Annotated in this window: 13 protein-coding genes and 1 pseudogene; 12 read left to right on the top strand and 2 right to left on the bottom strand. The window is 69.3% G+C overall.

What is annotated here, in order from left to right; all coding sequences use genetic code 11:
* Positions 1–42: 42 nt before the first annotated feature.
* The 3 genes from BHQ18_RS24235 to BHQ18_RS24225 all read left to right on the top strand — a co-directional run bounded on the left by BHQ18_RS24235 (position 43) and on the right by BHQ18_RS24225 (position 2,344).
* On the top strand, positions 43–423 hold the full coding sequence (locus BHQ18_RS24235; protein ID WP_324614094.1) for a hypothetical protein: 381 nt from the start codon (positions 43–45) through the stop codon (positions 421–423).
* Positions 424–658: 235 nt separating this feature from the next.
* On the top strand, positions 659–1,534 hold the full coding sequence (locus BHQ18_RS24230; protein ID WP_069416205.1) for a L,D-transpeptidase: 876 nt from the start codon (positions 659–661) through the stop codon (positions 1,532–1,534).
* Between the two features lie 57 nt (positions 1,535–1,591).
* Positions 1,592–2,344, top strand: coding sequence for an alpha/beta hydrolase (locus BHQ18_RS24225; RefSeq protein ID WP_069416204.1), 753 nt, complete (start codon positions 1,592–1,594; stop codon positions 2,342–2,344).
* Between the two features lie 180 nt (positions 2,345–2,524).
* Here the strand turns inward: BHQ18_RS24225 and BHQ18_RS24220 are convergent, their stop codons facing one another.
* Positions 2,525–3,241: a GAF and ANTAR domain-containing protein gene (locus BHQ18_RS24220; protein ID WP_069416203.1), complete on the bottom strand. Its 717-nt coding sequence runs from the start codon at positions 3,239–3,241 to the stop codon at positions 2,525–2,527.
* Between the two features lie 92 nt (positions 3,242–3,333).
* On the bottom strand, positions 3,334–3,831 hold the full coding sequence (locus tag BHQ18_RS24215) for a DUF1990 domain-containing protein (RefSeq protein ID WP_069416202.1): 498 nt from the start codon (positions 3,829–3,831) through the stop codon (positions 3,334–3,336).
* Between the two features lie 37 nt (positions 3,832–3,868).
* Here BHQ18_RS24215 and BHQ18_RS24210 point away from each other — a divergent pair, with 37 nt between their 5' ends.
* The 9 genes and pseudogenes from BHQ18_RS24210 to BHQ18_RS24170 all read left to right on the top strand — a co-directional run bounded on the left by BHQ18_RS24210 (position 3,869) and on the right by BHQ18_RS24170 (position 12,268).
* A complete protein-coding gene (locus BHQ18_RS24210) occupies positions 3,869–4,735 on the top strand; it encodes an aldo/keto reductase (protein ID WP_069416201.1) in 867 nt (288 codons plus the stop codon).
* A 21-nt stretch (positions 4,736–4,756) separates the two neighbouring features.
* Positions 4,757–5,374: a PaaI family thioesterase gene (locus BHQ18_RS24205; RefSeq protein WP_069416200.1), complete on the top strand. Its 618-nt coding sequence runs from the start codon at positions 4,757–4,759 to the stop codon at positions 5,372–5,374.
* Positions 5,371–5,790: a TIGR02611 family protein gene (locus tag BHQ18_RS24200; protein WP_069416199.1), complete on the top strand. Its 420-nt coding sequence runs from the start codon at positions 5,371–5,373 to the stop codon at positions 5,788–5,790. The genes BHQ18_RS24205 and BHQ18_RS24200 overlap by 4 nt, the downstream gene beginning before the upstream one ends.
* 64 nt (positions 5,791–5,854) lie before the next feature.
* Positions 5,855–7,909, top strand: a complete 2,055-nt coding sequence (gene thrS, locus BHQ18_RS24195) for a threonine--tRNA ligase (RefSeq protein ID WP_069416198.1) — start codon at positions 5,855–5,857, stop codon at positions 7,907–7,909.
* Entirely contained in the window at positions 7,900–8,478 is a 579-nt protein-coding gene (locus BHQ18_RS24190; RefSeq protein WP_372516611.1) for an ATP adenylyltransferase, read from the top strand. Before thrS ends, BHQ18_RS24190 begins: the two co-directional genes overlap by 10 nt.
* A complete protein-coding gene (gene pgsA / locus BHQ18_RS24185) occupies positions 8,475–9,143 on the top strand; it encodes a phosphatidylinositol phosphate synthase (RefSeq protein WP_069416196.1) in 669 nt (222 codons plus the stop codon). The genes BHQ18_RS24190 and pgsA overlap by 4 nt, the downstream gene beginning before the upstream one ends.
* Complete coding sequence (locus BHQ18_RS24180) at positions 9,140–10,075, top strand: phosphatidylinositol mannoside acyltransferase (protein WP_069416195.1); 936 nt, start codon at positions 9,140–9,142, stop codon at positions 10,073–10,075. Before pgsA ends, BHQ18_RS24180 begins: the two co-directional genes overlap by 4 nt.
* Positions 10,075–11,241, top strand: a complete 1,167-nt coding sequence (locus BHQ18_RS24175) for a glycosyltransferase family 4 protein (protein WP_069416194.1) — start codon at positions 10,075–10,077, stop codon at positions 11,239–11,241. Before BHQ18_RS24180 ends, BHQ18_RS24175 begins: the two co-directional genes overlap by 1 nt.
* Positions 11,238–12,268: pseudogene (locus BHQ18_RS24170) on the top strand (NUDIX hydrolase). Before BHQ18_RS24175 ends, BHQ18_RS24170 begins: the two are co-directional and overlap by 4 nt.
* The last annotated feature ends 23 nt before the right edge of the window (positions 12,269–12,291 follow it).

Here is a 12,291-nt window from a genome sequence, read left to right as displayed (position 1 = left end):
AACATCGCAGCAGCTGTCGGGGCTGGGCTGTGTGCGGTAACCATGGCGTTGAGCCCGGCCGCGTTGGCGGGTGGCTACGAGTGTGTCGAGACGGCGTCCGGGGATGCACCCGCCGGCGCCCCGGTCGGCGCGGTGTGCGCGCCGCTCACCGACATGGCCGGTGGTGCGCCGATGGCGTTCCCCGGCCCGCCGCCGGTCGCGCCTCCGCCCGTGGTGCCGCCCGTGGCCCCGCCGCCGGTGGTGCCCCCGCTGGCGCCACCCGTGCCCGTCGTCCCGATCGTGCCCGCGGCCGGCGCGCCGGTGGTCGGCGCTCCGTTGACGACGATGGGCGGCGCGGCGGCCGGCAAGGGTGACCCCGTGGTCCCGCCCGCGCCGGGAGCGCCGGTTGCGGGTCAGCCGATTGCGCCCGGACCCCACGTCTAGCGGGCAGGCGGTGCGCTGAGGATAATTCCATCCGGGTTGGCCCGGCGACGAGGACACTCGTCGTCGGGCCAAATCCATTCCTTGGCAACAAAATTCGTCTCGTAGTAGCCTCAGGCTCGTCGTGGCCGAACCGTGACGGATCCTTGATCGAATTGGATGCCCGGGCGCGGGTGCAAACGACCGTCGCTCCCATAACATTATTGACATCATTGTAATTTCAAGGGAGCGAACGAGATTGCGTGGGGTTGTTCGGTGTGTTCTTTCCGCGGTGGTCATTACGACCGGCGTGGTGGCCGGGCCGGCTGAAGAAAGCGTGGCCGCGGTCGTTCCGACGCTGAGGCAGGCCATCACGTCGATTGCGCCGTCGCAGGGTCACGTCGTCGGTGTCGCGCACCCGATCGTCGTGACGTTCGGCGCGCCGGTCGTGGACCGCGAACTGGCGCAACAGGCTCTGAACATCTCGTCGCTGCCGGCCATGAGCGGTCGCTTCGAATGGCTCGACGCGCAGACCGTCCAGTGGCTGCCGGACCGATTCTGGCCTGCCCACAGCACGATTGCGCTGTCGGTGGGCGGTGTGAAGACCAACATCGCGACCGGACCCGCGGTCGTCGGGGTCGCCAACATCAGCGACCACACGTTCACGGTCACGATCGACGGCGTCGACGCCGGTCCACCGCCGATCCTGCCCGCCCCGCACCACCGGCCGCACTTCGGTAAGCCCGGCGTGTTCCCGGCGTCGATGGGCAGGCCCGAGTACCCGACCCCGGTGGGCACCTACAGCGTGTTGGCCAAAGAGCGTGACGTACTGATGGATTCGAGCAGCGTGGGTATCCCGGTCAGCGCCGACGACGGCTATCTGCTCGACGTGGAATGGGCCGTGCGGATCACCAAGCGGGGCATCTTCGTGCACTCGGCACCGTGGGCGGTCAACGCGCTGGGCTACGAGAACGTCAGCCACGGCTGCATCTCGCTGAGCCCCGAGGACGCCGAGTGGTACTTCAACACCGTCAAGGTCGGCGATCCGGTCATCGTGCAGGAGAACAGCGTCGAAGTGCCGCGCCCGCGGGTGGAACCTGAGAACCCCGAGGTTCCTCGCGTGATCTCGCGGTGAGCAGCGCCGCGAGTCGCTAAGGTTGCGCCCACGCTCGAGCGGAAGGACGCGAACCAGGTGGACGGAACCAAACCTCCCGTTCTGTTCCTGCACGGAGTGTTCGGTTCGCCGTCACTGCTGACGCCGTGGACGGCGTTTTTCGAGAACGCGGGCTTCGAGTGCCACGCGCCCGCACTGCCGGGGCGCGAGCCGACCGACGATGATGTGCTGGCGCGCACCGGGATCGAGGACTGCTTCGAGGTGGCCCGCGCCGCGTTCGACCGGCTCGACACCGCGCCGATCGTCATCGGGCACAGCATGGGCGGGTTGCTCACGCAGAAGCTCGCCGCAGCACGCACCCCACGCGCAGCGGTGCTGCTGGCGTCGATCCCGCCCGGAGTCCTGTGGCCGCAGCTGCGCCCACTGCCGCATCTGTTTCCGCTGCTGCCGAAAATCCTTGCGGGCAAGCCTTTTCGTCCCTCGGAGCGGACGCTGCGCGAGGTGCCGCTGAGCACGTTGACCCGAGCCGAACAGGATGAGCTGCTTCCGCGGCTGGTCCGCGACTCCGGCCGGGTGTTCCGCGAGATGTCGATGGGAGCGGCGTCGACGCGCGTCGACGCCCGCGCCGTCACGTGCCCGGTGCTCTGTGTCAGCGCGGGCGAGGATCGCAATGTCGCGCAGTGGATGTCGCGTCGCCTCGCGGCGACCTACCAGGCCGAACACCAGGTGCACCCGCGGCTGCCGCACTGGATCATCGCGGCGTCCGCGGTCGACGAGGTGGCTCCGCCGGTGCTGGCCTGGCTCACCGCAACGCTCGGCCTGACGAGCTAGTGTCCTGAGTCGTTGAATCGGGTGCAGTGCATCGTCATGGGTCATTTGGGCCGCGAGATCTGCATGAGGGTCGTTACCAGCGCGGTTTCACAGCCCTCGTGCAGATCTCGAAGAACGTCGACACCATGTGGCCGGTCCGAATCCCGCGCACTGCTGTGTCTGAACTTTCGACTCAGGACACTAGTTACGGCTGTCCGGTACGTGTGACTTCTCGACCAGATCCGTCGCCACGGTGGTCAACGGGACGTTGGAATCCTGGGACAACTTGCGCAGCAACTCGAACGCCTGGACCGCGTCGACGCCGTAGCGTTCCATGATCATGCCCTTGGCCTGCCCGATGATGTCGCGGCTGGCCAGCGCCCGCTTGAACTGCTCGTCGCGGCGCGCGGCGTTCCACGCCACCGACGAATGCGCCGCGAACACCTGGCCGATGATCCGCGACTCGTCGGTGAACGCGTGCGGTTGTTCGGAATAGACGTTGAGCGCGCCCATCGCCTCGCCATCCATGAACAGCTGAAACGCCATGATCGACCGGATCGGAGTCTCGGCCAGCGCATCCTCGCGATAGCGCGGGAAGCGGTCGTCGGACACCAGATCCGCGACGTAGACGACCTTCTCCTCCCACGCCGCGGTCAGGCACGGGCCTTCCTGGTGGCGTTGCTGGATCTTGTCGAGCAGCATCGGATACGGGTGGCTGGCCGCCGGCGTTTCGACGAGGCGCGACTTACGGGTCACCGTCACCCCGGCGTACTGCGCGCCGGGGATCTCGACCGCCGCATGCTCGGCCAATTCCGCGATCACGGTGTCGGCGTCGGTGCGGTTGTACAGCCCGCGCACGAGCTCTGCGATGCGCAGATGGGTGTGCTCGCGCTCGTCGGGTTCCTTCGCCATCACCATTGAGAAAATCCTTCGCTCAGTCGCCCAAGATTACGCGCTGAGCCTGGATGTCAGGCACCGGATCGGCACCGTACTTCGAGGTATCCGGCGCCTCAGAGCGCGGCCAGGTAGCGGTCGGTGACCACCCGCTGCACCAGTGAGGTCACCGGGGCGCCCAGCCGGCTCCACCAGGTGGCGTGCCGCGAGAAGGCGGTGACCACCGCCGACACCTCGTCGGTGACCGGGTCGTGGACCACTAGGAACAACTCCTCGCCCGACTCGGCGTGCCCGGGCAGCGTGCCGTAGGCGAAGCCCCGGCGGTGGGGTTCGTCGACGACGTAGACCACGCGACACGGTGCCGGGATCGGCCCGAGTCGCACGATCACCTCCGCGCCGACCTCGGCGACCGGCGTCGTCGGCTCCACCCGCACCCCCGCCCCGCGCAGCATGCCCCACCGCAGGCCCGCCGCGGCGGCCTCCTCGAAGCGGGCACGACCCCGGCCGATGACCGCGCTCTTGTGCACGTGGTGATAGCCGGAGGGCAGCTCACCGGCGGTCGCGCCGACCTCCGGATAGGTCAGCGGCAGCGCGGCAAGATCGCTCAGTCTCACAGGAAAACGATGGCATTCCCGGCGTACGGTCGGTGAAATGACCACCCCAACCGCGCACGCATCCGGCACCTACACCCTCGGCGACCTGACGGTCCACCGCCTCGGCTACGGATCGATGCGGCTGACCGGGCCGGGCGTGTGGGGTCCGCCGCGCGACCGCGACGAGTGCGTGCGCGTGCTGCGCCGCGCCGCCGAGCTCGGGGTCGACTTCATCGACACCGCCAATTCCTACGGGCCCTACGTCTCGGAGGAACTGATCCGCGAGGCGCTGCACCCGTACGACGGCGTCGTCATCGCGACCAAGGCGGGCCTGCTGCGCACCGGACCCGACGGATGGGCGCCGCTCGGGTTCCCCGAATACCTGCGCCAGGAGTGCGAGATGAGCCTGCGCCGCCTCGACACCGAGACCATCGACCTGTTCCAGCTGCACCGCATCGACGCGAAGTTCCCCGCCGAGGATCAGATCGGCGAGCTGCTCAAGCTGCAGCAGGAAGGCAAGATCCGCCACATCGGTCTCTCGGAGGTCACCGTCGAGCAGCTCGAGGCCGCGCAGAAGGTCGCCCCGATCGTGTCGGTGCAGAACATGTACAACATCACCACACGCACGGCCGAACCTGTGCTCGAAGCCTGCGAGGCCCACGGCATCGGCTTCATCCCGTACTTCCCCCTGGCGGCCGGGCCGCTGGCCGCGCCGGACGGACCGCTGCAGCGCATCGCCGCCGACCACGGCGCCACCGCCTCTCAGCTGGCGCTGGCATGGCTGCTGAAGCGGTCCGCGGTCATGCTGCCGATCCCGGGCACCTCGAAGGTGGCCCACCTCGAGGAGAACATCGCCGCCGCCGACATCGAGCTGTCCGACGCCGAGTTCGACACCCTGAGCAAAGCCGGATCAGCCAGCCGGTGAGGTAGGCAATACGGTGTTCGGGTGGCAAGCGACGCGCATCCCGGCGGCGGATTCAACCCGCCCGACCCCACGGACCAGGGTGGACCCGACTACGGCCGGTTCATCGACGCGATCCGCACGCTGCAGGACCACGCCCGCGCCGCCAACGCCCCCGACCACGTGATCACCGAGGCGGCCGACCTCGTGGACAAGGTGTCGCAGCTGCTGGCGCCCTACGAAGCCGACGAGTGGTCGTCGCCGTCAGGGCGGCGGGTCGACCTGCCCGGGCGCGGAAACCTGCTGTCGATCCCGCTCGACGTCGACATCACCGCGGAGCAGCGGGTCGTCGGCACCGCCCGGTTCCGGCGGTTCCACCTCGGGCGCAACGGCGCCGCGCACGGCGGGGCCGTCGCGCAGCTGTTCGACGCGCTGCTGGGGTACACCGCGTTCAAACTCAGCGGCAGCGGCGCGCAACGCACCGCGTTCCTGCACGTCGACTACCGCAGCATCGCGCGCATCGAGACCGAGTACCGCGTCGACGCCGGCATCGACCGCATCGAGGGCCGCAAGATCTTCGTGTCCGGGCGGGTGTTCGACGACGACGTGACCGTCGCCGAGGCGCATGCGCTGTTCGTCAAACTCAAGCCGGGCCAGCCGTGAACCTGACCGACCTCAAACGGCGGTGGGCCCGCTGGCGCGACCAGCTGCGTGAACGTCCCCGCCTGGAACTCGGCTACCGCCTCGCCGTCGGGTTCGTCGGGGTGGTCGTGCTGACCGCCGGGATCCTGGCCATCCCGTACCCCGGGCCCGGCTGGGCGATCGTCTTCATCGGACTCGGCATTCTGGCCACCGAGTTCGACTGGGCCCGGCGCCTGCTGGGATACGTGCGCGAGCGCTACGACAAGGCGATGGACTGGTTCAAACAGCAGGGCCTGTGGGTGCAGCTGCTCGGGGCGGCGTTCACCGCCGCGGTGGTGGTCGGCACGCTGTGGCTGCTCGGCGCGGTCGGCTTCTTCGCAGACCTCGTCGGTATCGAGCACGAGCTACTGAAGAGCCCTATTGGCTTCGGGTCGTGACCACCGACCCCGATAGCATGGTCGCGTCCTCAGTCCGTTGACAGTGAAAGCTTGGAGAGATCCGATGACCGCCGCCGCAAACCCCACCCCAGCTGCCCCGATCCGGGTCGCTGCCGGGACCACCGCGGGTGAGGCGGTGCGCGAGGCGGGTCTGCCGAGCCGCGGCGCCCCCGACGCCGTGGTCGTCGTGCGCGACGCCGAGGGCCGGCTGCGCGACCTGTCGTGGGTGCCCGACGCCGACGCCGAGGTGACCCCGGTGACCGCCGACAGCGACGACGGCCGCAGCGTCATCCGGCACTCCACCGCCCACGTGCTGGCCCAGGCCGTGCAGGACCTGTTCCCCGAGGCCAAGCTCGGCATCGGCCCGCCGATCACCGACGGCTTCTACTACGACTTCGACGTCGAGCGCGCCTTCACCCCCGAGGATCTGGCGGCGCTGGAGAAGCGCATGCGCCAGATCGTCAAGGAGGGCCAGCTGTTCTCCCGGCGGGTCTACGACTCCAAAGACCAAGCGCGCGAAGAACTCGCCAACGAGCCCTACAAGCTCGAACTCGTCGACGACAAGTCCGGCGACCCCGACGTGATGGAGGTCGGGGGCGACGAGCTGACCGCCTACGACAACCTCAATCCCCGTACCCGCGATCGTGTTTGGGGCGACCTGTGCCGCGGCCCGCACATCCCGACGACGCGCTACATCCCGGCGTTCAAACTGACCCGCAGCTCGGCCGCCTACTGGCGCGGCAACCAGGACAACGCGAGCCTGCAACGCATCTACGGCACCGCCTGGGAATCGCAGGAAGCGCTCGACAAGCACCTCGAGTTCATCGAGGAGGCGCAGCGCCGCGACCACCGCAAGCTCGGCGCCGAGCTCGACCTGTTCAGCTTCCCCGACGAAATCGGTTCGGGTCTGGCGGTTTTCCACCCCAAGGGCGGGATCATCCGCCGCGAACTCGAGGACTACTCGCGGCGCAAGCACATCGAGGCCGGCTACCAGTTCGTCAACACCCCGCACATCACCAAGGCCGAGCTGTTCAAGATCTCGGGCCACCTGGACTGGTACTCCGACGGCATGTTCCCGCCGATGCACCTCGACGCCGAACTCAACCCCGACGGCAGTGTGCGCAAGCCGGGCCAGGACTACTACCTCAAGCCGATGAACTGCCCGATGCACTGCCTGATCTTCCGGTCGCGTGGCCGGTCGTATCGGGAACTTCCGTTGCGGCTCTTCGAGTTCGGCACGGTGTACCGCTACGAGCTCTCCGGCGTCGTGCACGGGTTGACCCGGGTGCGCGGCCTGACGATGGACGACTCGCACATCTACTGCACCCGCGAGCAGATGCGCGACGAGCTGACCTCGCTGCTCGGGTTCATCCTCGAACTGCTCGCCGACTACGGGCTGACCGACTTCTACCTGGAGCTCTCGACCAAGGACCCGAAGAAGTTCGTCGGGTCCGACGAGCTGTGGGAGGAGGCCACCGACGTGCTGGCCGAGGTCGGCGCCGCCTCCGGGCTGGAGTTGGTGCCCGATCCGGGCGGCGCGGCGTTCTACGGGCCCAAGATCTCCGTGCAGGTCAAAGACGCGCTGGGCCGCAGCTGGCAGATGTCGACGATCCAGTTGGACTTCAACTTCCCCGAGCGTTTCGAGCTGGAGTACACCGCCGCCGACGGCACGCGGCAGCGCCCGGTGATGATCCACCGCGCGCTGTTCGGCTCGATCGAGCGGTTCTTCGGCATCCTGACCGAGCACTACGCGGGCGCGTTCCCGGCGTGGCTGGCCCCGGTGCAGGTGGTCGGGATCCCGGTCTCCGACGACCACGTGCCGTACCTCGACGAGCTTGCGGCGCAGCTGAAGTCGCTGGGCATCCGGGCCGAGGTCGACGCCAGCGATGACCGGATGGCGAAGAAGATCGTCAACCACACCAACCAGAAGGTGCCCTTCATGCTGGTGGCGGGGGACCGCGACGTGCAGGCCGGCGCCGTCAGCTTCCGGTTCGGGGACCGCACACAGATCAACGGTGTGCCGCGGGAGGCGGCGGTCAAGGCCATCGCGGACTGGATCGCGAGGCGGCAGAACGCTACTCCGACCGCCGACCTGTTCGAGGTGGACGCATCGAAGTGAGCGCCGAAGAGCAGGGTTCGCCCGACGAGCAGAGGATCGTCGACCGCGGTGTCGGCGAACCCGACCACCTGCAGCGGCTGTGGACGCCGCACCGGATGACCTACATCGCCGAGGCGCCGATGAAGGGCGGCTCGGCCGAGTCCAAGCAGCCGTTCACCGACATCCCGACGATGTCCGACGAGGACGGTCTGGTCGTCGCGCGCGGTGAGTCAGTCTACGTCGTGCTCAACCTCTACCCGTACAACCCGGGCCATTCGATGGTGGTGCCGTACCGGCGGGTGTCCGAGCTCGAGGACCTCACCCCCGATGAGAGCTATGAGCTGATCCTGTTCACGCAGAAGATGATTCGCGTCATCAAGTCGGTGTCGCACCCGCACGGGTTCAACGTCGGGCTGAACCTGGGCAAGTCGGCGGGCGGGTCGCTGGCCGAACACCTGCACATGCACGTCGTGCCGCGCTGGAGTGGGGACGCCAACTTCATCACGATCATCGGCGGTTCCAAGGTGGTGCCGCAGTTGTTGCGGGAGACCCGCGAACTGCTGGCCGCGGAATGGGCCAAGCAGCAGTGAGCAACTTCTACCTGATGACCCGGGCGGCGTACGAGAAGATCAGCACGCCGATCGCCAAGGGCGCGCTCAAGGCCGGGTTCACCCCGGACAGCATCACGATCCTGGGCACCGCGGGGTCGGTGCTCGGCGCGCTGACGCTGTACCCGATCGGGCAGCTGTGGTGGGGTTCGGTGGCGGTGTGGTTCTTCGTGCTCGCCGACATGCTCGACGGCGCGATGGCCCGCCAACGCGGCGGTGGCACCCGGTTCGGCGCGGTGCTCGACGCCACCTGCGACCGGATCAGCGACGGCGCGATCTTCTGCGGGCTGCTGTGGTGGGCCGCCTTCGGGCTGCAGAGCACCTCGCTGGTGGTCGCGACCGCGATCTGCCTGGTCACCTCGCAGGTCATCTCGTACATCAAGGCCCGTGCGGAGGCCAGCGGGCTGTCGGCCGAGGGCGGCCTGATCGAGCGGCCCGAACGGCTGATCATCGTGCTCGTCGGGGCCGGGCTGTCGGGGCTGTTCGGGGTGGAGTGGCTGCTGCACGCCGCGATGTGGGTGCTGGCGGTGAGCAGCCTCGTCACGCTCGGGCAGCGGGTGCACAGCGTGCGCACCTCCCCGGGGGCGATGGACAAGCTGGTCAAACCCGACGCCAGCGGCGATGAACCGGAGACGACCGAGCCGTGACCACCACTCCCTCAGGGCCGACGGCCAGCGCCAACCCGCTCGGTGGCCTGCTCGCGGACTGGGGGTACGCCGCCGGTTGGCGGGTGGTGCGCGCACTACCGGAGTTCGTCGCGCGCAACGCTTTTGACGTCGGAGCTCAGATCGCGGCGCGCGGCGACGGGCCGGCGCAGCTGCGCAAGAACCTGGCCCGCGTGCTGGGTGTGGCCCCGGAAGAGGTGCCCGACGGGCTGATCCGCGACTCGGTGGCGTCGTATGCGCGGTACTGGCGTGAGGCGTTCCGGCTGCCGACCATGGACCATGAAGCGATCGGGCGCGAACTCGTCGTTGACGATGTGGACCTGCTGTGGAAGGCGCTCGAGGCGGGCCGCGGCGCGGTGCTGGCGCTGCCGCACAGCGGCAACTGGGACATGGCCGGCGTGTGGTTGGCGCAGAACTACGGCACGTTCACCACTGTGGCCGAACGGCTCAAACCCGAATCCCTGTACCGCCGCTTCGTCGAGTACCGCGAGGGGCTGGGCTTCGAGATCGTCCCGCTGACCGGCGGCGAGCGGCCGCCGTTCGAGGTGCTGGCCGAGCGGCTGCGCGACAACCGGCCGGTGTGCCTGATGGCCGACCGCGACCTGAGCCGCAGCGGGGTCCAGGTCGACTTCTTCGGCGAGCCGACCCGGATGCCCGCAGGCTCGGCCAGACTCGCGATCGATACCGGCGCGGCGCTGTTCCCGGTGCACTGCTGGTTCACCCCGGACGGCTGGGGCATGCGGGTGTTCCCGGAGATCGACACCTCGTCCGGCGACGTCACGGCCATCACGCAGGCGTTGGCGAATCGGTTCGCGCGCAACATCGCCGAGCATCCGGCGGACTGGCACATGATGCAGCCGCAGTGGCTGGCCGATCTGCCCGCCGCGCGGCGCGCCAAGCTGGAGTCGTCCTGATGCGCATCGGGATGGTGTGCCCGTACTCGTTCGACGTGCCCGGCGGGGTGCAGTCGCACGTGCTGCAGCTGGCCGAGGTGATGCATGAGCGCGGCCACCACGTCAGCGTCCTGGCGCCGGCGTCGCCGGGGGCGAAGCTGCCGCCCTACGTCGTCTCGGGCGGTAAGGCGGTACCGATCCCGTACAACGGCTCGGTGGCCCGGCTGCGCTTCGGGCCCGCCACGCATCGCCTGGTCAAACGGTGGCTGGCCGACGGCGAGTTCGACGTGCTGCACCTGCACGAGCCCAACGCGCCGAGCCTGTCGATGCTGGCGCTCAACATCGCCGAGGGCCCGATCGTGGCGACGTTTCACACGTCGACGACAAAGTCGTTGACGCTCAGCGTGTTCGAGCCGATCCTACGTCCGATGCACGAGAAGATCGTCGGGCGCATCGCGGTCTCGGATCTGGCGCGCCGCTGGCAGATGGAGGCCCTGGGCAGCGACGCCGTCGTGATCCCCAACGGCGTCGACGTGGCCTCGTTCGCGTCGGCCCCGCTGCTGGACGGCTATCCGCGCCCGGGCCGGTCGGTGCTGTTCCTGGGGCGTTACGACGAATCGCGCAAGGGCATGGCCGTGCTGCTGCGCGCGCTGCCGCGACTGGTGGAGCGGTTCCCCGACGTCGAGATCCTCGTCGTCGGCCGCGGCGACGAGGACGACCTGCGCGAGAACGCCGGAGACCTGGCGCGGCACCTGCGGTTCCTCGGTCAGGTCGACGACGCGCAGAAGGCCGCGGCGATGCGCAGCGCGGACGTGTACTGCGCTCCGCACACCGGCGGTGAGAGCTTCGGCATCGTGCTCGTCGAAGCGATGGCCGCGGGCACCGCGGTGGTGGCCAGCGACCTCGACGCGTTCCGGCGGGTCCTGGCCGACGGTGTGGCCGGGCGGCTGTTCCCCGTCGACGACGACCGCGCGCTGTCCGACGGGCTGATCGCCGTGCTCGACGACGCCGCGCTGCGGCAGAGCTACATCGATGCCGCCCGCGACGTGGTCCAGCGCTACGACTGGTCGGTGGTGGCCCGCCAGATCATGCGGGTCTACGAGACGGTCAGCGGCGCGGGCACCAAGGTCAGGGTGGCCGGCAGCGACGGCGGCAGAACCAGGAAGGCGACCGGAGGCGTCCGGTGATCACCTGGATCGTGGTGATCGCGCTGGCGGTGCTGCTGGTGATGATCCTGGCCGTCGGCGGGTGGGCGCTGCAGACCGCCAACCGGCTGGACCGCCTGCATGTGCGCTACGACCTGTCCTGGCAGGTGCTCGACGGCGCGCTGGCCCGGCGGGCAGTGGTCGCGCGTGCGGTCGCTGCCGACGCCTACGGCCGCGCACCGGAGGGCCGGCGGCTGACCGCCCTGGCCGACGCCGCCGAACTTGCGCCGCGGTCGGGACGCGAAGCCGCCGAGAACGAGTTGTCGGCCGCGTTGGCGGTGGTCGACCCGGAGTCGCTGCCGCTGGCGCTGGTGTCCGAACTCGCCGACGCCGAGGCGCGGGTCGTGCTGGCCCGTCGCTTCCACAACGATGCTGTGCGCGACACGCTGGCGCTGCGCGAACGGCCGCTGGTGCGCCTGCTGCGCCTGGGCGGAACCGCGGCGCTGCCAACCTATTTCGAGATCGTCGAGCGGCCGGATCCGGGCGCCGAGGTGGCTCGGCGGTGAGCTGGCGCACCTCGGCGCGGGTGGTGCTGCTCGACGAGTCCGGTGCGGTGCTGCTGTTCCGCGGGTCCGATCCGTCGCTGGCCGACGCCCCGCGGTGGTGGTTCACCGTCGGCGGGGCCGTCGAGCCGGGGGAGGCGCTCGCCCAGGCCGCCGCCCGCGAGGTCGCCGAGGAGACCGGCCTGCGGGTGGCGGCCGATGCGCTGGTCGGCCCGCTGTGGCGGCGGCAGGCGGTGTTCGAGTTCGACGGCGCGGTGATCCGCAGCGAGGAGTTGTTCTTCGTGCACCGCACCGCCCGGTTCGAGCCGTCGATCGGCGGTCACACGGCGCTGGAGCGGCGCACGATTCACGGCTACCGCTGGTGTGATGAGACAATGATCCGAGAGCTGGGCGCCGCGGGCGAGACGGTCTACCCCCTGCAACTCGGTGAGCTGCTCGAGGAGGCCAACACACTCGCCGACGCGCGCGGTGACGCACTGCGGAAGCAGTTGCAAACGATCCGTTGAAGTGCGGAATCAATAGATTTGCC

Source organism: Mycolicibacterium flavescens (assembly GCF_001722335.1).
Taxonomy (GTDB): domain Bacteria; phylum Actinomycetota; class Actinomycetes; order Mycobacteriales; family Mycobacteriaceae; genus Mycobacterium; species Mycobacterium flavescens.
Note: the sequence above shows the minus strand (reverse complement) of the source record. Positions and strands in the feature narration are given on the sequence as shown.